This window comes from Fontimonas sp. SYSU GA230001, assembly GCF_040066175.1.
Taxonomy (GTDB): Bacteria; Pseudomonadota; Gammaproteobacteria; order Nevskiales; family Nevskiaceae; genus Solimonas.
Genome location: NZ_JBEAAM010000028.1, coordinates 29,925 through 50,379 on the forward strand (window position 1 = coordinate 29,925; position 20,455 = coordinate 50,379).

The 20,455-nt window shown below is 69.4% G+C and carries 19 protein-coding genes; 11 read left to right on the top strand and 8 right to left on the bottom strand.

Features of this window, described 5'->3' with window-relative positions; translation table 11 throughout:
* Window positions 1-3 precede the first annotated feature (3 nt).
* The 3 genes from AAG565_RS13575 to AAG565_RS13585 all read left to right on the top strand — a co-directional run bounded on the left by AAG565_RS13575 (window position 4) and on the right by AAG565_RS13585 (window position 3,897).
* Window positions 4-1,938, top strand: coding sequence for a transglycosylase SLT domain-containing protein (locus tag AAG565_RS13575; protein ID WP_348820160.1), 1,935 nt, complete (start codon window positions 4-6; stop codon window positions 1,936-1,938).
* Complete coding sequence (locus tag AAG565_RS13580) at window positions 1,935-3,164, top strand: multifunctional CCA addition/repair protein (RefSeq protein ID WP_348820161.1); 1,230 nt, start codon at window positions 1,935-1,937, stop codon at window positions 3,162-3,164. Before AAG565_RS13575 ends, AAG565_RS13580 begins: the two co-directional genes overlap by 4 nt.
* Before the next feature lie 121 nt (window positions 3,165-3,285).
* Window positions 3,286-3,897 carry a TIGR04211 family SH3 domain-containing protein gene (locus AAG565_RS13585; RefSeq protein ID WP_348820162.1) on the top strand — a complete coding sequence of 204 codons (612 nt, stop codon included), beginning with the start codon at window positions 3,286-3,288 and terminating at the stop codon, window positions 3,895-3,897.
* Window positions 3,898-3,901: 4 nt separating this feature from the next.
* On the opposite strand, the gene AAG565_RS13590 is transcribed toward AAG565_RS13585, so the two are convergent.
* Window positions 3,902-4,693 carry an undecaprenyl-diphosphate phosphatase gene (locus tag AAG565_RS13590; RefSeq protein WP_348820164.1) on the bottom strand — a complete coding sequence of 264 codons (792 nt, stop codon included), beginning with the start codon at window positions 4,691-4,693 and terminating at the stop codon, window positions 3,902-3,904.
* Window positions 4,694-4,755: 62 nt separating this feature from the next.
* Here AAG565_RS13590 and AAG565_RS13595 point away from each other — a divergent pair, with 62 nt between their 5' ends.
* The gene (locus tag AAG565_RS13595; protein ID WP_348820181.1) at window positions 4,756-5,478 is read left to right on the top strand and encodes an SDR family oxidoreductase; all 723 of its coding nucleotides are present in this window, start codon (window positions 4,756-4,758) and stop codon (window positions 5,476-5,478) included.
* Here the strand turns inward: AAG565_RS13595 and AAG565_RS13600 are convergent.
* Both AAG565_RS13600 and AAG565_RS13605 read right to left on the bottom strand, forming a co-directional pair.
* Entirely contained in the window at window positions 5,471-6,547 is a 1,077-nt protein-coding gene (locus AAG565_RS13600) for a methylated-DNA--[protein]-cysteine S-methyltransferase (RefSeq protein WP_348820165.1), read from the bottom strand. The genes AAG565_RS13595 and AAG565_RS13600 overlap by 8 nt on opposite strands.
* A 51-nt stretch (window positions 6,548-6,598) precedes the next feature.
* Window positions 6,599-7,375, bottom strand: a complete 777-nt coding sequence (locus AAG565_RS13605) for an NRDE family protein (protein WP_348820166.1) — start codon at window positions 7,373-7,375, stop codon at window positions 6,599-6,601.
* 55 nt (window positions 7,376-7,430) lie between these two features.
* On the opposite strand from AAG565_RS13605, the gene AAG565_RS13610 reads away from it, so the two are divergent.
* The 3 genes from AAG565_RS13610 to ppk1 all read left to right on the top strand — a co-directional run bounded on the left by AAG565_RS13610 (window position 7,431) and on the right by ppk1 (window position 11,851).
* On the top strand, window positions 7,431-8,282 hold the full coding sequence (locus AAG565_RS13610) for an EcsC family protein (RefSeq protein ID WP_348820167.1): 852 nt from the start codon (window positions 7,431-7,433) through the stop codon (window positions 8,280-8,282).
* Window positions 8,283-8,380: 98 nt separating this feature from the next.
* Window positions 8,381-9,703, top strand: coding sequence for an NAD(P)/FAD-dependent oxidoreductase (locus tag AAG565_RS13615; protein WP_348820168.1), 1,323 nt, complete (start codon window positions 8,381-8,383; stop codon window positions 9,701-9,703).
* 69 nt (window positions 9,704-9,772) lie between these two features.
* Window positions 9,773-11,851: a polyphosphate kinase 1 gene (gene ppk1 / locus AAG565_RS13620; protein ID WP_348820169.1), complete on the top strand. Its 2,079-nt coding sequence runs from the start codon at window positions 9,773-9,775 to the stop codon at window positions 11,849-11,851.
* Here ppk1 and ppx read toward each other — a convergent pair.
* Window positions 11,835-13,358, bottom strand: a complete 1,524-nt coding sequence (ppx, locus tag AAG565_RS13625; RefSeq protein WP_348820170.1) for an exopolyphosphatase — start codon at window positions 13,356-13,358, stop codon at window positions 11,835-11,837. The genes ppk1 and ppx overlap by 17 nt on opposite strands.
* Window positions 13,359-13,479: 121 nt before the next feature.
* Between ppx and AAG565_RS13630 the strand changes: the two genes are divergently transcribed.
* The 4 genes from AAG565_RS13630 (at window position 13,480) to AAG565_RS13645 (ending at window position 15,567) form a co-directional block, all read left to right on the top strand.
* Complete coding sequence (locus AAG565_RS13630; protein ID WP_348820171.1) at window positions 13,480-13,803, top strand: c-type cytochrome; 324 nt, start codon at window positions 13,480-13,482, stop codon at window positions 13,801-13,803.
* A gap of 10 nt (window positions 13,804-13,813) precedes the next feature.
* Window positions 13,814-14,149 (top strand): cytochrome c, encoded by a 336-nt coding sequence (locus AAG565_RS13635; protein ID WP_348820172.1) that lies wholly within the window; start codon window positions 13,814-13,816, stop codon window positions 14,147-14,149.
* A gap of 141 nt (window positions 14,150-14,290) precedes the next feature.
* On the top strand, window positions 14,291-14,926 hold the full coding sequence (locus AAG565_RS13640; RefSeq protein WP_348820173.1) for a hypothetical protein: 636 nt from the start codon (window positions 14,291-14,293) through the stop codon (window positions 14,924-14,926).
* A gap of 35 nt (window positions 14,927-14,961) precedes the next feature.
* Window positions 14,962-15,567, top strand: coding sequence for an outer membrane beta-barrel protein (locus tag AAG565_RS13645; RefSeq protein ID WP_348820174.1), 606 nt, complete (start codon window positions 14,962-14,964; stop codon window positions 15,565-15,567).
* 60 nt (window positions 15,568-15,627) lie between these two features.
* On the opposite strand, the gene rpoD is transcribed toward AAG565_RS13645, so the two are convergent.
* From rpoD to rpsU, 4 genes are all read right to left on the bottom strand, one after another.
* Window positions 15,628-17,550 carry an RNA polymerase sigma factor RpoD gene (gene rpoD / locus AAG565_RS13650; protein ID WP_348820176.1) on the bottom strand — a complete coding sequence of 641 codons (1,923 nt, stop codon included), beginning with the start codon at window positions 17,548-17,550 and terminating at the stop codon, window positions 15,628-15,630.
* A gap of 88 nt (window positions 17,551-17,638) precedes the next feature.
* Window positions 17,639-19,402 (bottom strand): DNA primase, encoded by a 1,764-nt coding sequence (gene dnaG, locus AAG565_RS13655; RefSeq protein ID WP_348820177.1) that lies wholly within the window; start codon window positions 19,400-19,402, stop codon window positions 17,639-17,641.
* Window positions 19,403-19,493: 91 nt separating this feature from the next.
* Complete coding sequence (locus AAG565_RS13660) at window positions 19,494-19,940, bottom strand: GatB/YqeY domain-containing protein (protein WP_348820178.1); 447 nt, start codon at window positions 19,938-19,940, stop codon at window positions 19,494-19,496.
* Between the two features lie 112 nt (window positions 19,941-20,052).
* On the bottom strand, window positions 20,053-20,268 hold the full coding sequence (rpsU, locus tag AAG565_RS13665) for a 30S ribosomal protein S21 (RefSeq protein WP_348820179.1): 216 nt from the start codon (window positions 20,266-20,268) through the stop codon (window positions 20,053-20,055).
* Window positions 20,269-20,455 lie beyond the last annotated feature (187 nt).

Consider the following 20,455-nt stretch of genomic DNA (forward strand, 5'->3'; position numbering starts at 1 on the left):
GATATGAGACAGCCCCTTCCGACCTGCGTCTTCCGCGCGCTGGCGCTCACCGCCGCACTGTGCTGCGCGCCGGTGTCGGCCGCCGATGGCGTGCGCGAGCGCTTCAGGCAGGCACTCGAACTGGCCCAGCGGGGGCAGGCGGCGCGCACCGACGACGACGCCGAGCTGCGCGGCTACGTGCTGTATCCCGACCTGCAGGCCGCACGCTGGCTGGCCGCGCTGCGCAAGGACGCGGATGCCGAGCTCGACCGCCGTGTCGAGGCCTTCGTGCGCGCGCATCCGCAGCTGCCGGCGACGCCCGAGCTGCGTCGCGCATGGCTGTCGAGCCTGGCGGCGCGCGGGCTGTGGCGCGCGTTCCTCGCGCACGACGACGCCGGCGACACCGACCCGGCCCTGACCTGTCAGCGTTACCAGGCGCGCATCGAGACCGGCGACGATCCGGCGGCGCTGCTGCGCGAGCTGCGAGCGTTCTGGCAGGACGCGCCGCAGATGCCGCAGACCTGTGTGCCGCCGTTCGCCTGGTTGCAGGCGCAGGGTGCACTGACCGCCGCGGTCGTCGAACGGCGGACACGCAAGGCGCTGGCCGACGGCAATCTCGAACTGGCCGACTGGCTGCTCAAGCTGATGCCGGCGGCGCAGGCCGCGCCGCTGCGGCAGTGGGCGCGGCTGCTGCGCAATCCCGATGCGGAGCTGGCTGTGATCGCGTCTGCGCCCTCGACGCCCTTCGAGTGGGACGCGCTGCGATCCGGCTACCGCAAGCTCGCGGCGCGCGATCCCGAGCGCGCGGCGCAGCGCCTGCAGCAACTGGGCCGCTCGCGGTTCAGCGACGAACAGTACGCCGAGCTGCAGCGGCTGACGGCGCTGGGGTTGGCCTGGGACCGCCGGCCGGAGGCGCTGGACTGGTTCCGTCGCCTGCCGCAGACCGCGGTCGATGCCGAAGTCCACGAATGGCGCGTGCGCGCGGCGCTGTGGAGCGGCGACGCCGAGCAGGCGTCGGCATGGCTGCACGAGCTGCCGGCGGCGACGGGCGCGGAACCGCGCTGGACCTACTGGCGCGCGCGCAGCCTCGAACGCCTGGGACGGCGGCAGCAGTCCGAGCAGTTGTACAAGACCCTGGCGCAGGACAACGGCTATCACAGCCTGCTGGCCGCCTGGCGCCTGCAACAGCCCTACCAGCCGCGCGCGCGCACGTTCATCGATGACGCGGACGCGCAGGCGCGCCTGCTGCAGCGCATCGGCATCCTCCGCGCGCGCGAGCTGTTCCTGACCGGCTGCGACGCCTGGGCCGGCGTGGAATGGAGCCGCGCCACGCGCGACCTCGATCCGGCGCTGCGCCTGCAGGCGGCGCGGCTGGCGTCGCGCTGGGGCTGGCACGAGAAGGCAGTGCGCATCCTCGCCGAAGCCGACGCGCTCGACGTGCTGGAGCTGAGCTATCCGGACGAGTATCTCGGCCCGATCCGGGCCACGGCCGAGCAGACCGGCGTGCCGGCACCCTGGGTGTACGGCCTGATGCGCCAGGAGAGCCTGTTCAACCCGCGTGCGGTATCGGCATCGAACGCCTACGGCCTGCTGCAATTGCTGCTGCCGACCGCGCGCGAGGTCGCGCGCCGGCGTGGCTTGTCGGCGCCCAGCGCGGACGACCTGAAGACCCCCGCGATCAACATCCCGCTGGGTGCGGGCTATCTGGGCGAACTGCGTGACCGCTTCGATGGCCAGTTCGTGCCTGCAGTCGCGGCCTACAACGCCGGCCCCAATGCGGTGCAGCGCTGGCTGCCGCAGCAGCCGATCGACGCTGACGTCTGGATCGAGAACGTGCCTTACAAGGAAACCCGCGGTTACGTGCAAAAGGTGCTCTGGCACGTCACCGCACACGAGTGGCGCAGCACCGGGGCGGTTCCCGACACCGCGGCGCTGCTGCAGCCGGTGCGCACGCCGTGAAGCGCTACCTGGTCGGCGGCGCGGTCCGCGACCGCTTGCTCGGACTGGTGCCGGCCGAGCGCGACTGGGTCGTCGTCGGCAGCACGCCGGAAGAGATGCGGCGCGCCGGCTTTCGGCCGGTCGGCAAGGACTTTCCGGTGTTCCTGCATCCGCAGACCAACGAGGAGCACGCGCTGGCGCGCACCGAGCGCAAGTCCGGGCACGGCTATCACGGCTTCGTGTTCCACGCCGGACCGGAGGTGACGCTCGAGGACGATCTGGCGCGCCGCGACCTGACCATCAACGCCATCGCCGAGGACGAGGACGGCGCGTTGATCGACCCCTACGGTGGTCAGCGCGATCTGGCGGCGCGCCGCCTGCGCCACGTCTCGCCGGCCTTCGCCGAAGATCCGCTGCGCGTGCTGCGCGTCGCGCGCTTCCACGCGCGTTTAGCGCCGCTGGGCTTCGTCGTCGCCGACGAGACCCTGGCCCTGATGCGTGCGATCGTCGAGAGCGGCGAGATCGACCATCTGGTGCCCGAGCGTGTCTGGAAGGAGACCAGCCGCGCGCTGATGCTCGACCGGCCGAGCGTCTATTTCCAGACGCTGCGCGCCTGCGGCGCGCTCGCGCGCCTGCTGCCCGAAGTCGATGCGCTGTTCGGCGTGCCGCAGCGCGCCGACTACCACCCGGAGATCGACACCGGCGTGCACACGCTGATGTGCGTCGATGCGGCGGCGCGCGCCGGCCATCCGCTCGCGGTGCGCTACTCGGCGCTGGTGCACGATCTGGGCAAGGCGCTGACGCCGCGTGCCGAGTGGCCCGCGCACAAGCTGCACGAGCACCGCGGCGTGCCGCTGGTCGAGTCGGTGAGCCGGCGCCTGCGCGTGCCTGCGGCCTGCCGCGATCTGGCCGTTCTGCACACGCGCGAGCATCTGAACGTGCACCGCGCGCGCGAGCTCAGGGCCGCGACGCTGCACGACCTGATCGAACGCCTCGGCGCGTTCCGGTCTCCGGTGCGTTTCGAGGAGGTCATGCAGGCCTGCGAAGACGACGCGCGCGGCCGCCTCGGCTACGAACACAGCGACTATCCGCAGACCGGCTATCTGCGCGCCGCGCGCGCCGCGGCCGTCGCCATCACCGCGAAGGCGATCGTCGCCGAGGGCCATACCGGCGAGGCGGTCGGCGCGCAGCTGCGCGCGCGCCGCATCGAGACGCTGCACCGCTGGATGGAGACGCAGCGCCCGTGATGCGCGGGCGGCGCGCCGGCGCCCGGTTCAGTGTGCAGTCAGCCGCGCGCGCCTATACGGTGCGCTCTTTTCGGCTGGCTCAGGATGGATGCCGGCCGCCCACGACCTGACTGATCACACCATGACACGGACGTTGTTCGCGTTGCTCGCGCTGTCGTCGCTCTCGCTCACTGCCTTTGCCCAGTCCGTCGCGCAGGCGCCGGGCAGCCCGCGCTACATCTCGGACCAGATCACGGTGACGCTGCGCGAGCGCCCGACCAACGACGCCGCGCCACTGGGTTCGGTCAAGAGCGGAGCGCGGGTGGTCCTGCTCGAATCGCTCGGTCCCGACAGCTTCAGCCGCATCCGTTCCGCGGATGGGCGTGAGGGCTGGATTCCTTCGCGTTTCGTTTCCGGTGAACCGGCGGCACGCGACCAGCTCGACCAGCTGCGCGGCGAGCGTGAGCAGATCAATGCCCAGGTGCGCACGCTCGAACAGCAACTGCGCGCCGCACAGGAACAGCTGGCCAAGGCGCGACCCGCCTTCGAGCTGTCGCAGGACAACGAGCGCCTGCGCGCAGCCATGGCCGCGCTCGAACGCGAAACCGAGGCGGCGCAGCAGCGCTTCGATGCGGATCGCGCGCAGCGGCGCAGCCTGCTGACCGGCGGCGGGCTGATCGTCGGCGGGATCTTCCTCGGTCTCGTGCTGCCCTACATGGGGCGCGGCAAGAAGCGCCGCTACGGTGACTTCTGAGCGGTCAACCCAGCGCCAGCAGCAGCGCCAGGCCCAGCGCGATGCGATACCAGCCGAAGGGCACGAAGCTGTGGCCGGAGATGAAGCGCAGCAGCCACTTCACCGCGGCGAAGCCGACCGCAGCCGACACGAGGAAGGCCGCGGTCAGCTCGGAGAACGACTCGGCGGCCCAGGCATCGGCGTCGCCGGCCGCCTTGTAGAACTCGTAGCCGGTCGCGGCGAACATCGTCGGAATGCCGACGATGAAGGCGAACTCGGCGGCGCGGCCGCGGTGACGCAGGCCGAACAGCAGCGCGGCGAAGATCGCCGCGGCCGAGCGCGAGGTTCCGGGGAATACTCCGGCCAACACCTGCGCGACACCCACCGCGACGGCCACGCCCCAGCCGACGTCGGTGCTGAGCGCCTGGCGCTTGATCCAGGCTTCCACGGCGAAGATCACCAGGCCGCCGGCGATCAGCGCGACCGCCACCGGCGTCACCGTCTCCGGCAGCTTCGCGCCGAGTTTCTTGGCGACCAGGCCCAGTGCCGCCGTGATGCCGAAGGTGACGATGATCTTGAGCAGCAGGTCGCGTACTGCTGCATCTTCGCGCCAGCGCGTGGCGAGCTGCAGCAGGCGCACCCGATAGACCAGGGTCACGGCGAGGATCGCGCCGGACTGGATGGCGACGTTGAACAGATCCGAGCGGCGCCCGAGCCAGTGTTCGGCGATCAGCAGATGGCCGGTGCTGGAGATCGGCAGGAACTCGGTCAGGCCTTCGATGATGCCCAGCAGGATCGCTTGCAGCAGGCTGTCCACGCGCGGGTTTCCACGGGAAAATGGGCGGCAAGAATACTGGAGCGATTCGATCGATGCCTGCAGTGGTCCTGATCACCGGGGCAGCGCGCCGCATCGGCGCGGCGATCGCGCGCGCGCTGCATGCGGACGGCTGCAACGTCCTGATCCATGCGCGCGGCTCGATCGCCGAAGCGCACGCGCTGGTCAGCGAACTCAACGCCGCGCGCGCCGATTCGGCGACGGCGCTGTGCGCCGACCTGCGCGAGGCTGCGCAGATCGAGCGCCTGGCCGCCGCGGCGCACGCCCGCTGGCAGCGGCTCGACGCGCTGGTCAACAACGCCTCGACCTATTACCGCACGCCGTTCGGTTCGATTGGCGCGGAACAGATCGACGACCTGCTGGCGACCAACCTGCGTGCGCCGCTGCTGCTGGCGCAGGCCTGCGCGGCGCGCCTGGCCGATGGGGGCAGCATCGTCAACATCATCGACGCGCAGGCGCGGCACGGCGTGCCGGGCTTCGCGCCCTACATCGCCGCCAAGGCGGGCCTGTGGACGCTGACGCAGACGCTGGCGCTGGAGCTGGCGCCGCGGCTGCGCGTCAACGGTGTCGCCCCCGGTCACATGGTCTGGGCGACGAGCACCGCGCTGAGCGCGGCCGAACAGGCGCGCGAACTGCAGCGCGTGCCGCTGCGCCGGCTCGGCGGCGCCGACGAAGTCGCCCGTGCGGTGCGCTGGCTGCTGTCGGCGGACGCGGCCTACGTGACCGGCGTCGTGCTGCCTGTGGACGGCGGCTTGCGTCTCAGCTGACCGGCTCGATGCCTTTTTCGAGATCCAGTAGCCGCTGCTTGCGCCAGAGGCCGCCGCCGTAGCCGCCGAGCTGGCCGTTCTTGTTCACGACGCGGTGGCAGGGGATCAGGATCGCGATGCGGTTACGGCCGTTGGCCGTGCCGACCGCGCGACAAGCGCCGGGGCGGCCGACCGCACGCGCCAGGTCGTCGTAGGACCGCGTTGCGCCGTAGGGGATCTGCAGCAGCGCGTTCCAGACCGCGCGCTGGAAGTCGGAGCCCGGATAGACCAGCGGCAGCGTGAAGGCGCGACGCGCGCCGGCGAAGTACTCGGCCAGCTCGGTCTTGAGTTGCCGCAGCAGCGGATGATCGCCGGGGACCAGCGGCACCTGGAAATGCCGGCGCAGCGCGTCGAACTGCGCTTCGAGCATGCGCCGCTCGGTGAATTCGAGCAGCACGATGCCCGCGTCGCGCGCGGCGGCGAGCAGCGGCCCGAGCGGGCTGTCGAGCCAGGCGACGCGGACCGGATCGACGGCGGATGCGCCGCTGCCGTCGGCCGGCGTGTGTCCGAAGCTGCGCTCGAAGGCGGCGCGAAAGCCGCTTTCCGACTCGAAGCCGTGACCGATCGCCAGATCGATGACCGACTCGCCGCGGCGGATCGCCTGCAGTGCAGTATTCATGCGTCGTCCCCGGCAGTAGGCGGCAAAGCTCATGCCGCAGTGTTGCTTGAACCAGCGTCGCACGCGCGCCGGATCGAGGCCGCGCGCGCGCAACTCCGCTTCGCGGATGCGGCGCGACGGATCGCGTTCGATGTCCGCGATCAGGCGCGCGATCCACGGCGGCGGCGTGCCCGGTGCTTCCAGCGGCCGGCAGCGCTTGCACGGCCGGTAGCCGGCGAAGGTCGCCTCGCGCGCATCGGCGAAGAACTCGACGTTCTCCGGGCGCGGCTTCTTCGCGCGGCACGAGGGCCGGCAGAAGATGCCGGTGGTGCGCACGCCCAGGTAGAACACGCCGTCATAGCCGGCATCGGAGGCCAGATAGGCGCGGCGCATCTCGGCGGCGGGCGGCAAGCTGGGTGCGGTGCTGATCATGGCGGCGATGCTAGGCGGCGCCGTCGTCGTCGGCCAGCGAAAAACCGACAATCAATTCGGCAGGTCCAGGGCCAGCGTCTGCGCCGTCTCGCCGGCGGCGACACCGCCGGGGCCGAAGCGGCGCTCGACGAAGCGCGCGTGCCCGCCGGCAGCCATCGCCAGCACCGTACTGGCGCGGGTGCCGTAGCGCGCGCCGCGGATGAACGGCGGCGACAGCAGACGCTCCATGTCGCGGCCGATGCCGGTGTCCGGCAGTTCGTGGTCCGCGGCCGGGCGCTCGTCGGCGAGCGCTGCGAACAGGGCATCGAAGGACTCGTGCCCGCGTTCGCACCACTGCGTCAGCGCCGCACGCAGGCGGTTCAGCTTGGGCCAGGGCGTGTCGAGGCTGGCATTGCTGACCGCATGCACGCCCGAGGCCAGGGCCGTGCTGCGGAACCGCGGGTGATTGGTCGCGTAGTGCGCGCGCGTCGCGGCCCCGACCAGCAGGTTGAATCCGGCGTAGGCCGGCGCGACCGCCTGCAGCTGCGCGACATAGTCCGCGGCCGGCTGCCGGTCGGCGAGGAAATCGGCCACCAGTCCGCCGCGCGAGGGCGCGCGCGGATCCGGCGGCACCATGCGTCGCACATTGGTCACCACCGCCCAGCGGCCGTCGCGTGCGACGGCCAGCCAGCTGCCACCCTGCAGCTGGTCGCGTCCGCCGAACACGTGCGGCTGCGTCGACCACCACTGCGCAGCGGCGGCCGGGCGGTCGTGGAACTCGTCGCGGTTGGCGGCGATGACCAGCGGGTAGCGGGGATGCGCGTCCAGCGCGACGGCGATCAGGCACATGCGGGCAGCATCGGGTCGTGTTCGCGGCGCGTCAACCGGATACGCTACGCGCGCCATGCCGCCGTCCGCGAGACACCCGCTGGCGGGAACCGCCCGCCTGAATCCATACGAGCGCCAGCGCCGCGACGAGATCCGGCGCTGGCTGGCCGCGCCGCCCGACTGGGGCACGCGGACGATGTCGGTCCCCGGACGCATCGCCGCCGCCGCGGCCCAGCGCCTGGTGCCGGTCGCGGCGCTGCGCGCGAGCCTGCGCGCGCTGGACCGGACTGCGGGCCATCTCGCGGGGCCGGGGGACGTGCTGCGCTGGGCGGGCGTCGATACGCTCGACGCGCTCGCGGCGCTGCCGCTGCGCGACGCCGACCGGCTCGCGCGCCGGGTCGAGCGGCGCTCGATGTTGCTGGCCGGCAGCAGCGGCGCGCTGTTGGGCATCGGTGGCGCGGTCGGCATGGTCGCCGACATTCCCGCTCTGCTGACGCTGGCGCTGCGCACGATCCATCGTAGCGCGTATTGCTATGGCGAGGACTGGCAGGCCGAACACGGCGGCGGCTTGGCGATCGGCGTGTTCGCGCTGGCCTCGGCCAACAGCCTCGACGAGAAGCAGGCGGCGTGGGCGGCGCTACGCAGCGGCCAGGCGCTGCTCGACGCGGCCTGGCGCGACGGCGTCGAGCGCGTCGCCGAGCGCGAGCTGACCAAGGACGCGACCCAGTTCAGCCTGCAAACGCTGGCGCGGCGCATCGGCGCGCACGTCGGCACGCGCAAGTCGCTGGGTGTGGCACCGGTGATCGGCGCGGTGGTCGGCGGCGCGGTCAACGCCGGTTACATCCACGACGTCGCCACGGTGGCCCGCTACGTCCTGCAGGACCGCTGGCTGCGGCGACGGCATCCGGGTGCGGACGCCGCGCGCTGACGCGATCCGCCGATTCCTAACAGGCGCCTGTGATTGCAGGGCCGCGACGCGCCGGCTAGGCTCATGACGCAGTGCAACATGAACCAGGGGCGGGCGCGGTGGACGGGCAGCATCATGTGGTGATCGTGGGCGGCGGCTTCGCCGGCCTGCATGCGGCAAAGCGCCTGGGCCGTGCCGGCTGTCGCGTCACGCTGCTCGACAAGCGCAACTTCCAGCTGTTCCAGCCGCTGCTCTACCAGGTCGCCACCGGCGCGATCCCGCCGGGCGACATCGCCATTCCGCACCGCGTCGTGCTGCGCCGGCAGCGCAACGTCACCTGCCTGACCTCGACCGTTTACGAACTTGATCCGGCGACGCGCAGCCTGCGCCACGAGCACGGTGAACTGCGCTACGACACGCTGATCGTCGCCACCGGCGTGAAGCACCACTACTTCGGCCGCGACAGCTGGCGCCAGTTCGCGCCCGGCCTCAAGACCGTCGAGCATGCCATCGAGATCCGCCGCAAGCTGTTCCAGGCCTTCGAGCGCGCGGAGGCGACGGCCGATCCGGCCGAGCGCGCGCGCCTGATGAGCTTCGTCATCGTCGGCGCCGGTCCGACCGGCGTCGAGCTGGCCGGCGCGATCGGCGAGCTGGCGCACAAGACGATGGTCAAGGATTTCCGCAACATCGATCCGCGCCAGGCCAGGATCCTGCTCGTCGAAGGCGCGCCGCACGTCCTGCCGGTGTACGACGCCCGGCTGCGCGCCGCCGCGCAGCGGCATCTCGAAGAACTGGGCGTGACCGTGCGCACCGGCACGCGGGTCGAAGAGCTCGGGCCGGACTTCGTGCGCATGCGCTGCGGCCCGGACGTCGAGACCGTCGAAGCGGCGACGATCCTGTGGGCCGCCGGCGTGCGCGCGTCGTATTTCGGCGAGATCCTCGCCGAACGGACCGGCGTGCTGCTCGACCGTGGCGGCCGCGTCAAGGTCGAGCCCGACTGCTCGCTGCCCGGCTATCCGGACATCTTCGTGATCGGCGATCTCGCGCGCCTGACCGATGCCCGCGGGCGCGAAGTGCCGGGGCTGGCGCCAGCGGCGATCCAGCAGGGGCGCTACGTCGCCGACGTGATCCGCGCGCGGCTGCGTGGCCGCGCGACAGTCCGGCCGTTCCGCTACCGCGACCTCGGTTCGATGGCGGTGATCGGCATGAACCGTGCCGTCGGCGACCTGCGCGTCGTCAAGGTCAGCGGCATTTCCGCGTGGCTGATCTGGGCCTTCGTGCACGTGATGTCGCTGATCGACGCCGAGCAGCGCGTGCGCGTGTTCCTGCAATGGAGCTGGAAATACTTTACGCGCAAGGAAGGCGACCGCCTGATCACCGGCGCACCGCCGCAGACGCGGGCGCTGCGCCTGGCGCTCAAGCGGGACGCCGCCGCGTCCTGAGCGCCCCGTCACCCTGCGGTCATCCGCCTGTCATAGACTGCGCGGGATGGGTGCATGCAGGTGACGCCGATGACCAAGGAACCCCCGGAACTGCCGCGCCAGCTGGATTTCCAGCCGGCCGACCTGTTCCTCAACCGCGAGCTGTCGCTGCTGGAATTCAACCGGCGCGTGCTGGAGCAGGCGCAGGACGAGTCCGTGCCGCTGCTCGAACGGCTCAAGTTCCTGTGCATCTCCAGCTCGAATCTCGACGAGTTCTTCGAGATCCGCGTCGCCGGCCTGCAGCAGATGGCGGAGCTGACCCCCAACCAGCGTGGTGCCGACGGCATGACGCCGGCGGAGACGCTCGCGGCGATCAGCCGGCGCGCGCACGAGCTGGTCGATGCCCAGTACCGCGTGTTCAACGACATCATCCTGCCGGCGCTGGACAAGGAGCGCATCCGCTTCCTGCGTCGTTCGGAATGGAGTCCCGAACAGGACGCCTGGCTGAAGAACTATTTCCACAACGAGCTGATGCCGGTGCTGTCGCCGCTCGGGCTCGACCCGGCGCACCCGTTCCCGCGCATCCTCAACAAGTCGCTGAACTTCATCGTCCAGCTGTCCGGCAAGGACGCGTTCGGCCGCAACACCGGCTTTGCGATCGTGCAGGCGCCGCGCGCGCTGCCGCGCCTGATCCAGCTGCCGCGCGAAGTCGCCGGCACCGGGCCGCACGATTTCGTGTTCCTGTCCTCGGTGATCCACGCCTACGTCGATGACCTGTTTCCCGGCATGGAGGCGACCGGCAGCTACCAGTTCCGCCTGACCCGCAACTCCGATCTGCTGGTGGACGAGGAGGAGGTCAAGGACCTGATGGAGGCGCTCGAAGGCGAGCTGTCGCAGCGCCAGTGGGGCGACATCGTGCGCCTCGAAGTCGCGCACAACTGTCCCGAGCACCTGTGGCAGTACCTGATGGACGTCGCCCAGCTCACGCCGGCCGACGTCTATCAGGTCAACGGGCCGGTGAACCTGCACCGCCTGATGACGATCCCGGACCTGATCGACCGGCCGGAGCTCAAGTACGCGCCGTTCACGCCGCGCGTGCCCAAGGCCTTCACCGGACCGGACGTGTTCGCGGCGATCCGCGAGCGCGACCAGCTGCTGCATCACCCCTACGAATCGTTCATGCCGGTGGTCGATTTCCTGCGCCATGCCGCGCGCGACCCCAGGGTGCTGGCGATCAAGCAGACGCTGTACCGCACCGGCGACAAGTCGGCGGTGGCCGAGGCGCTGATCGAAGCCGCGCGCAACGGCAAGGAGGTCACGGTCGTCGTCGAGCTGCGCGCGCGCTTCGACGAGGAGGCCAACATCGACCTCGCCGAGCAGCTGCAGGAAGTCGGCGCGCACGTGGTGTATGGCGTCGTCGGCTACAAGACGCACGCCAAGATGTGCCTGGTCGTGCGCCGCGAGGAGCAGGGCCTGCGTCAGTACGCGCACCTGGGCACCGGCAACTACCATCCGCGCACCGCGCGCATCTACACCGATTACGGCCTGTTCACCGCCGATCCGCAGATCTGCAAGGACGTGCACGCGGTGTTCCTGCAGCTGACCAGTCTGGGCAAGGTCACCAAGCTGCACCGCCTGCTGCAGTCGCCGTTCACGCTCGCCAAGCAGCTGCTTGCCAAGATCGAGCGCGAGAGCGCGCACGCGGCGGCCGGCAAGCCGGCGCGCATCATCGCCAAGATGAACGCGCTGGTGGAACCGGAGACGATCCAGGCGCTGTACAAGGCGTCGCGCGCCGGCGTGAAGGTGGACCTCATCATCCGCGGCATGTGCTCGCTGCGGCCCGGCGCGGCGGGCCTGTCCGAGAACATCCAGGTGCGATCGGTGGTCGGCCGCTTCCTCGAACACCACCGCTGCTATTACTTTGCCAACGCCGGCGACGCCGAGCTGTACCTGTCGAGCGCCGACTGGATGGAACGCAACCTGTTCCGCCGCGTCGAGGTCGCGTTCCCGGTGCTCGACCGCAAGATCCGCGAGCGCATCGTCGAGCACCTCAACGGCTATCTGGCCGACACCGCGCAGAGCTGGCTGCTGCAGCCCGACGGCAGCTATCGCCGTGCGGAAGCCGATGGCAGCAAGGGCATCCAGCAGCGCTTCATGGAAGAAGCCTGAGCCGGAACTGGGCACGGTCGAGGTATTCCGCCTCGCGTTCGAGGTCGGCCTGCGTCAGCGGGTGCTGCTCCAGCCAGCGCTTCTGCGTGAATTCCAGTTCGTAACCGCGGCGGTTGGCGCTGACGCGCAGCGGCGGCTTGAGATCGGGGGTACGCGAGCGGTGCAGCAGATAGGCCAGGCGCAGGATCATCGCCATGCGCTTGACCGGCTCGACCCAGATCGTCGGCAGTTCGTCGAGCACCTCCAGCGCGAAACGGCCGCGGTGCAGGCGCACCAGCGCGGCGAGCACGCGCTGATCGGTCAGCGAGAAGCCCTGCAGATCGCTGTTGCGCAGGATGTAGTGGCTGTGTTTCTGGTAGCCGTTGTGCGTGATCGCCAGGCCGACCTCGTGCAGCTGCGCCGCCCAGCCGAGGAACTGGCGCGCCAGCTTGCCGTCCAGCGCCCAGCTGCGCGCGACCTGGTCGAGAATGCGCTCCGCGGTGCGCGAGAGCGCGGACGCGTGCCGGCGGTCCACGCCGTAACGCTCGGCCATCGCCGCGACCGCCGCGTCGCGCACGTCGCGGTTGGACAGGCGGCCGAGCAGGTCATAGACCACGCCCTCGCGCAGCGCGCGCTCGGAGGTCTCCATCGTCTCGATGCCGAGCGAATCGAAGATCCCGGCGAGCACGGCCAGCCCGCCGACGAACACCGGCCGCCGGTCCTCGCGCAGGTCGGCAAAGTCGATGTCCTCGATGCGCCTGCGCGTCAGCACCAGTTCCACGGTGCGTTCGAGGCCGTCGCGGGTGATGTGCTGATCGCTCCAGCGCTGACCCAGGATCACGCGCCAGATGCCGCGCACCGTGCCGCTCGATCCGATCACCACGTCCCAGCCGGCCTTGCGGTAGGCGCGTTCGAGGAATTCCAGCTCGACGCGCGCCGCCAGTCGCGCGCGCTTGAACCGCGCCGGCGTGATCTCGCCGTCGTCGAAGAACCGCTGCGTGTGCACGACACAGCCCAGTGACACCGACTCCATCAGGCGCGGCCGGACGCCGCGGCCGATGATCAGTTCGGTGCTGCCACCGCCGATGTCGATCACCAGCCGCCGCGGCCGCTCGCGCCCGAGTCCGTGCGTGACGCCGCCATAGACCAGGCGCGCTTCTTCGAGGCCGGCGATGACTTCGATCTCATGGCCGAGCGCGGCCTCCGCCGCGGCATGGAAGTCGCGGCTCTGGCGCAGCTTGCGCATCGTGTTGGTGCCGACCGCGCGCACACGCTCGGGTGGAATGCCGCGCAGACGCTGGCCGAAGCGCTGCAGGCAGGCCAGCGCGCGCTGCGCGGCTTCCGGCTGCAGGCGTTTGTCGGCGTCCAGCCCGGCGGCCAGGCGCACCGGTTCGCGCAGGCGGTCGATGACCTGGACGTCGGCGCCGTTGGTGCGTGCGACGAGCAGGTGGAAGCTGTTCGAGCCGAGATCGACCGCCGCCACTTCCTGGGTTGCGGATGCGTCCAGCGGACGAAGGACGGCACTCATGGCGCGAGGGTAGCACGGCGTCCGTGACGGCCGACGGACACCGCGCGTTGACCCGAAGGGCCAATTCCCGGAACATAGCGCCCCTCGTTCGAGACCCACGAGATTTCCGGGAGTTGTCGTCATGAAGCATGCGCGTTGGGGCGCCCTCGCCCTTGCCGCCGCGTTCCTTGTGCCCGCCGCACATGCGGAAGGCAGTGCCGAGGCCGGGCGCGTCAAGGCCAGCACCTGCATGGGATGCCACGGCATCCCCAAGTACAACAACGCGTATCCGACCTACCGTGTACCCAAGCTCGGCGGCCAGTCGCCGGCCTATCTGGAAGCCGCGCTGAAGGCCTACAAGTCCGGCGAGCGCCCGCACGGCACGATGCACGCGCAGGCCGCCACGCTGTCCGACCAGGACATCGCCGATGTCGCCGCGTTCCTGGCGGCGCACCCCGCCCAGTGAGGTTCGACCGATGAAGCGCATTGTTCTCGCTGCCCTGCTCGGCAGCCTCTCGTTCACCGCCGCCGCGCAGGTCAGCGCGCCGGAGAAGGCCGCGACCTGCACCGCCTGTCATGGCGAGGGCGGCGCCAAGCCGATCGCGCCGACCTATCCGATCCTCGCCGGACAGTACGCGAGCTATCTGGAGCAGGCGCTCAAGGAATACCGCTCCGGGACCCGCAAGAACCCGGTGATGATGCCGCAGGCCGCGGCGCTGACCGACGCCGACATCAAGGCGCTGGCGCAGTACTTCGAGCAGCAGCCGGGCCCGCTGTACACGCCCAACATCCACGTCGCGCCGGCGAAGTAACGGGCGCCTCGTGGGCACACGCGAAGGCACGCGCGAGCGTGCCTTTTTTGTGGCCACACACCCGCGCCGCCATAGCCCGCCGTTATACTCGGCGGCGTCCCGCGTCGGCGGGATCAGAACAACGAGCGACCGGAGGATCCGATGAAGCAGGTTGGGATGGCAGTGTGGGCGGCGGCGCTGGCCGCGCCGTTCGCCGCGCAGGCGGCGAACGTGGATCACATCGATGCGTACTACATTCCGGACTCCAAGCTGGAGGTCCGCGATCCGGGGCTCGCAGACGCGGTCGAGTCGGACAGTGGTGACGGCTTCGGCGTGAGGCTGTCGCTGTCGCTGACCGACAGCATCTTCTTCGCCGCCGAATATCAGGCCACCGAGCATGACTTCGACATCGGCGGCACGACCGTGCAGGGCACCGTGGACATCTCGCGCGCCGGGTTCGGCTACAACACGACCCTGCCCGTGTATCTGCTGGTCGAGTACCTTCAGGCCGACTACGGCTTCTCGTCGGGCGGCAACGACATCTCGGTGGACCAGGCCGGCTTCGGCGCGCATCTGGGCCTTCGGTTCGACGTGATCGAGTTCCTGACGCTGGAGGCGCGCGGCGGCTACCTGCACCTCGGCGATTACACCGGCTTCGAGTATCTCGGCGGCGTCGCGCTCAATCTCGACCGCGGCTTTTCACTCTATGCCGACTACCACGTGATCGACATCGAAAACTCCGACGATCGCGGTTTCAAGACCTCGGACCTGCGCACCGGTCTGCGGTTCAACTTCTGACCGCGCCGTTTTCCGTTCACCCGATGGAGCCGACGATGACGATCCGCAGAGCGATGGGTGCACTGGTTCTGCTGGCGGCACCGCTGACGGTGCTGGCGCAGTCCAACCAGCTGGATCTGTACTACATCGATGCCCACGTCGAGGCCCGCACGCCGGGTTTCGGCCGCTTCAAGGAAAACGGCGACGGCTATGGCGTCAAGGGCGTGTTCACCGTCGCCGAGGGCGTGTTCCTGGCCGGCGAGTACCAGAAATCGACCTACGACGACACCGACAACGAGCTCGAATGGATCCGCGGCGGTATCGGCTTCGCCTTTGCCAGCGACCCGATGATGAGCTGGTTCGGCCTGGCCGAGGCGATCCGCCTCAATGCCGACAACGCGTCGGGCAGTGACTCCGAGTCCGGCTACGGCCTGCACGTCGGCGCGCGTTTCGATTTCTCGCGGGTGTTCTCGCTGGGCGCGCGCGTCGGTTATGTCGATCTCGACGAGTCCAACGGCGTAGAGTGGCTGGTCGATGCTGCTTTTGCCCTCTCGCCGGGGCTTTCGCTGTTCGCCGACTACCGGCTGAGCTCGCTCGAGGACGACGCCAACAACGAGATCGACCTCGACGACCTGCGGCTCGGCCTGCGTCTGCTGTTCTGAAGCACTGCGCCGGAAACGAACAGGCCCCGCAATGCGGGGCCTGTTCGTTGCTGCGTTCGCTTACTCTTCCAGGAAGCTGCGCAGGTAGTTCGCGCGGCTGGGATGACGCAGCTTGCGCAGGGCCTTGGCCTCGATCTGGCGGATGCGCTCGCGCGTGACGTCGAACTGCTTGCCGACTTCTTCGAGTGTATGGTCGGTGGTCATGTCGATGCCGAAGCGCATGCGCAGCACCTTGGCCTCGCGCGGCGTCAGACTGGCGAGGATCTGGTGCGTGGCCTCGGCCAGCGACTGCGACGTGGCGGACTCCAGCGGCGAGACCGCATTGGTGTCCTCGATGAAGTCGCCCAGATGCGAATCCTCGTCGTCGCCGATCGGCGTCTCCATCGAGATCGGTTCCTTGGCGATCTTGAGCACCTTGCGGATCTTGTCCTCGGGCATCTCCATCTTTTTCGCCAGCTCTTCCGGCGTCGGTTCGCGGCCCATCTCCTGCAGCATCTGCCGCGAGATGCGGTTGAGCTTGTTGATCGTCTCGATCATGTGCACCGGGATGCGGATCGTGCGCGCCTGGTCGGCGATCGAGCGCGTGATCGCCTGGCGGATCCACCAGGTCGCGTAGGTCGAGAACTTGTAGCCGCGGCGGTATTCGAACTTGTCCACCGCCTTCATCAGGCCGATGTTGCCTTCCTGGATCAGGTCGAGGAACTGCAGGCCGCGGTTGGTGTACTTCTTGGCGATCGAGATGACCAGGCGCAGGTTGGCCTCGACCATCTCCTTCTTGGCGCGCCGCGCCTTGGCCTCGCCGACATTCATGCGGCGGTTGATGTCCTTGATCTCGTCGAGCGAGATCAGGTTGTCGCCTTCCATCTTCCGCAGGATTTCCTGCAGCGCGAAGATCTCCTCCTTGCGCGCGTTGAGCTCGGACGAATACTTGCGCTTGGCGCGGATCAGCTTGTGGATCCACTCGTCGCTGGTGGCGCCGTTGGACTCGCGGTAGATCTTGAGGAACTCCTCGCGGCCCATGCCGGCATCGACCACGCAGATGCGCATGATGTTGCGCTCGGTCTGCCGGATCAGCTCGATCTTGCCGCGCAGGTTGCGCGTGATCTCATCGACGATCTTCGGCGAGAGCTTGAAGGTCATGATGTGCTGCGCCGCGGCCTCGCGCTTGGCCTGCGTCTTCGGATGGCCGGCGCCGAGCTTGAGCAGGGCGTCCCAGGCCTTGTCGTAGAGCTTCTGCAGCTCGGCGAAGTTCTCGGCAGCGACGACCGGGTCCGGTCCGGTATCGACGGCCTCTTCATCCTCGCCTTCGCCGGCCGACTCCTCGTCCTCCTCGTCCTCCGGTTCCTCGAGCGCCGCCGCCGGTGCCGGCGGCGGGATTTCCTCGGGCGCATTCGGATCGAAGAAGCCGGTGACGATGTCACCCAGGCGCTTGTTGCCCTGCTTGTAGGCCTCGTAGGCCTCCAGCAGGATGGCGATGGTCTCTGGATACTGCGCCATCGCGAACATGGTCTCGTTGAGACCTTCCTCGATGCGCTTGGCGATGCGGATTTCGCCCTCGCGGTCGAGCAGTTCCACGGAGCCCATCTCGCGCATGTACATGCGCACCGGGTCGGTGGTGCGGCCGAACTGGTCGTCCAGCGCGGCGATCGCGGCGGCCGCTTCCTCGGCCGCTTCTTCCTCTTCTTCGTTGGTGGCGACGACCGCCGGCTCGGCGAACAGCTGCTCGTCTTCCTGCGGGGCTTCCTCGTGCACCGGGATGCCCATCGCCTGGATCATGCTGATGATGTCTTCGATCTGCTCGGTATCGACGATTTCGGGCAGATGGTCGGCCACCTCGGCGTAGGTCAGGTAAGCCTTCTCCTTGCCGAGCGCGATCAGCACCTTGATCTGGGACTGCTTCTGGGCCTGCTTGTCGAGGGCCGCGGCTTTCTCGGCCTTCTCGGCGTTGCTCGCGGAATTGCCGGAATGGTGATTCGTTGCCATGCAAAGACTCGTCTGTAACGTCGCGGGGCGTATGCGCAGAACCCCGCATTATACAATCAATCGCCGGTCAAGGTTTCAGAACCGGCCTTCACCGCCGCGAGCGCGCCGGCCGCGAGGCGTGGAACGACCGGATGATCTCCATTTCCGCCGCGGTCAGCTCACGCTGCGCCGATTCCGCCAGCAGGCGCGCGGCTTCGCTTTCGAGCGCGCGCACCGTCAGGCGCCCGATCGCTTCGCGGAATTCCGCCTCGACCGCCTCGTCGCTCAGCCCCAGCGGCCCTTCGGCCAGCAGGCGACCGAGCGCCCGGCCCTTGGCGCTGTCCTTCCATTGTTCGACCAGCTGCGCCGCGCGCGCGTTCGGGTGCGCGTGGAAATAGTCCAGGGCCTCGATCAGCACGTCGATGCCCGGCATATCGGCCTGGGCCAGCAATTGCAGGTTGGCGACGCCTTCGGCCAGTTCCGGGCGCTCCAGCAGCAGCTGCATCAAGCGGCGCACCGGGCGGCTGGCACCCGGCACCGGCGCCGGGCGTGGCGCCGAATCGGGCGCGGCGCGCTCGGCGGGTCCGTCGGTGCGGCCCAGCGCGGCTTCGACATCGGCGCGGTTCATGCGCGCCAGCCGTGCCAGCTCGTCGAGCATCAGCGTGCGCAGCGGGCCGGCGCGCAGCTTGTCCAGATAGGGCCGCGCCTGGGCGACCAGCCGTGCACGGCCCTCCAGCGTGCCCAGGTTGACCTGCCGCGACAGCTCGCCGAGCAGGAACTGCGACAGCGGCAGCGCCTGCTGGATGCGCGCGCGGAAGGCCTCGGCGCCGATCTCCTGCACCAGGGTGTCGGGGTCGTGGCCGTCCGGCAGGAACATGAACACGCATTCGCGGCCTTCGTGGATCTCGGGCAGCGCCTGATCGAGCGCGCGCCAGGCCGCGGCGCGGCCGGCGCGGTCGCCATCGAAGCAGAACACGACCGTGCGGGTCGATTTGAACAGCAGCTGCAGGTGCTCGCGCGTCGTCGCGGTGCCCAGGGTCGCGACCGCCTCGGTGATGCCGAACTGCGCGAGCATGACCGCATCGACATAGCCTTCGACGACGATCAGGTAGGGAATCGCGCCCTTGGCCGCCTGCCGCGCCTCGTACAGGCCGTACAGGTTGCGGCCCTTGTGGAACAGGGCCGTCTCCGGCGAGTTCAGGTACTTGGCCGGATCGTTGCCCAGCGTGCGGCCGCCGAAGCCGATCACGCGCCCGCGCGTGTCGCGGATCGGGAATGTGATGCGGTTGCGGAAGCGGTCGTAGCAGGCACGCCCCGCGCCGCCACCGTCCCTGGGGATCAGCAGTCCGGCGTCGATGGCGTGCCGGGTGTCCTTGAGGAAGTTCGTCAGTGCATCCCAGCTGTCGGGGGCGAAGCCGATGCCGAAGGTCTTCGCGGTCTCGCTGCTGATGCCGCGCTTCTTCAGGTACTCGATCGCCTGCGGCGCGTGGCGCAGCTGTTCGCGGAAGAAGCGCTGCGCCGCGGCCAGCGCGTCGAGCGGGCCGTCCATGACCACGCGCGGCTCGAAGCCGCCCTCGCGCGGCACGTCCAGGCCGGCGCGCTGCGCCAGCTCCTCGACCGCCTCGACGAAGGACAGGCGGTCGTACTCCATCAGAAAGCCGATCGCATTGCCGTTCTTGCCGGAGCTGAAGTCGAAGAACATCTGCTTGTGCGGCGAGACGAAGAACGAGGGGGTCTTCTCGTTCGTGAACGGCGACAGCCCGCGCAGTTCGCGGCCGGCGCGCTTGAGTTCGACGCGCGCGCCGATCAGCTCGACGATGTCGGTGCGTGCGAGCAGGTCGTGGATGAAGCTGTCAGGGATTCTGCCGGCCACAAGGTGGGTGCAGGTTTGCGGGTTGCGGGTTGCACAGGGGGCTGCGCGGTTCTGATCCTGCAGCCTGCAGCCCGCAGCCCGCAACCGCTGTTCAGCCCAGCCGTGCCTTGATCAGCCCGGACAGCTTGCCCATGTCGGTGCGGCCCTGTGCCCTGGGCTTGATCCAGCCCATGACCTTGCCCATGTCCTTGGCGCCGGCGGCGCCGGTCTCGGCGATGGCCTGGTCGATCAGCGCGGCCAGCTCCGCCTCGGTCAGCTGCTGGGGCAGGTAGCCCAGCAGCACGCCGATCTCCGCGGCCTCCTTGTCGGCGAGGTCGGTGCGATTGCCGGCGCGGAACTGCGCCTCGGCGTCGCGGCGCTGCTTGACCATCTTCTCGACCGCGGCCTGGACCACGGTGTCGGTCAGTTCCACGGCATCGACGACCTCGCGCTGCTTGAGCTCCGCCTGCAGCATGCGCAGCACCGACAGGCGCGGCTTGTCGCCGGCACGCATCGCGGCCTTGACGTCTTCGGCGATTCGGTTCTTCAGCTCGGACACTTGGTTGCTCCAGAAACGCAAAACGCGGCCATTCGGGCCGCGTCGTGCTTGCTCTGACAGTCGCCGCCATGGATGGCGGCGCGCTTGTCAGGACGACACTCGCGTGTTCGCCTCAGTAGAGGCGAACACGCCGGTTCGATTCGCGCTGCACCTTCTTGGCCTGGCGCTTGACTGCGGCGGCGCGCTTACGCTTGCGTTCCTGGCTCGGCTTTTCGAAGTACTCGTGCTTGCGCAGGTCGGTCAGGGTGCCGGCCTTTTCGCAGGTACGCTTGAAGCGGCGGACCGCGACCTCGAAGGGCTCGTTCTCACGAACGCGGACAGAAGGCATGGAGACTCACTCTCTTTGAACGGATTTGTGGGCCGGAAAGCCCAAAAAGGGCCGCGATTCTAACGAGCCGGTGCGACTTGCGCAATCCCTAGCCTCTTCCAATGACACATGAGCCTGAAGGGGGTGCGTGATTCCAACGTGAAGTGAGCCTGAAAGGCCGGCGGGGCGGCGGGATCATCGGAGGATG

Excerpts from the sequence above, each read along its gene's own strand:
- AAG565_RS13640 (WP_348820173.1), top strand. The coding sequence starts at position 14,291 with ATGAAGCAGGTTGGGATGGCAGTGTGGGCGGCGGCGCTGGCCGCGCCG.
- ppx (WP_348820170.1), bottom strand. The coding sequence starts at position 13,358 with ATGAGTGCCGTCCTTCGTCCGCTGGACGCATCCGCAACCCAGGAAGTG.
- AAG565_RS13575 (WP_348820160.1), top strand. The coding sequence starts at position 4 with ATGAGACAGCCCCTTCCGACCTGCGTCTTCCGCGCGCTGGCGCTCACC.
- AAG565_RS13630 (WP_348820171.1), top strand. The coding sequence starts at position 13,480 with ATGAAGCATGCGCGTTGGGGCGCCCTCGCCCTTGCCGCCGCGTTCCTT.
- rpoD (WP_348820176.1), bottom strand. The coding sequence starts at position 17,550 with ATGGCAACGAATCACCATTCCGGCAATTCCGCGAGCAACGCCGAGAAG.
- AAG565_RS13605 (WP_348820166.1), bottom strand. The coding sequence starts at position 7,375 with ATGTGCCTGATCGCCGTCGCGCTGGACGCGCATCCCCGCTACCCGCTG.
- ppk1 (WP_348820169.1), top strand. The coding sequence starts at position 9,773 with ATGACCAAGGAACCCCCGGAACTGCCGCGCCAGCTGGATTTCCAGCCG.
- AAG565_RS13610 (WP_348820167.1), top strand. The coding sequence starts at position 7,431 with ATGCCGCCGTCCGCGAGACACCCGCTGGCGGGAACCGCCCGCCTGAAT.
- AAG565_RS13600 (WP_348820165.1), bottom strand. The coding sequence starts at position 6,547 with ATGATCAGCACCGCACCCAGCTTGCCGCCCGCCGCCGAGATGCGCCGC.
- AAG565_RS13585 (WP_348820162.1), top strand. The coding sequence starts at position 3,286 with ATGACACGGACGTTGTTCGCGTTGCTCGCGCTGTCGTCGCTCTCGCTC.
- AAG565_RS13635 (WP_348820172.1), top strand. The coding sequence starts at position 13,814 with ATGAAGCGCATTGTTCTCGCTGCCCTGCTCGGCAGCCTCTCGTTCACC.
- AAG565_RS13645 (WP_348820174.1), top strand. The coding sequence starts at position 14,962 with ATGACGATCCGCAGAGCGATGGGTGCACTGGTTCTGCTGGCGGCACCG.
- rpsU (WP_348820179.1), bottom strand. The coding sequence starts at position 20,268 with ATGCCTTCTGTCCGCGTTCGTGAGAACGAGCCCTTCGAGGTCGCGGTC.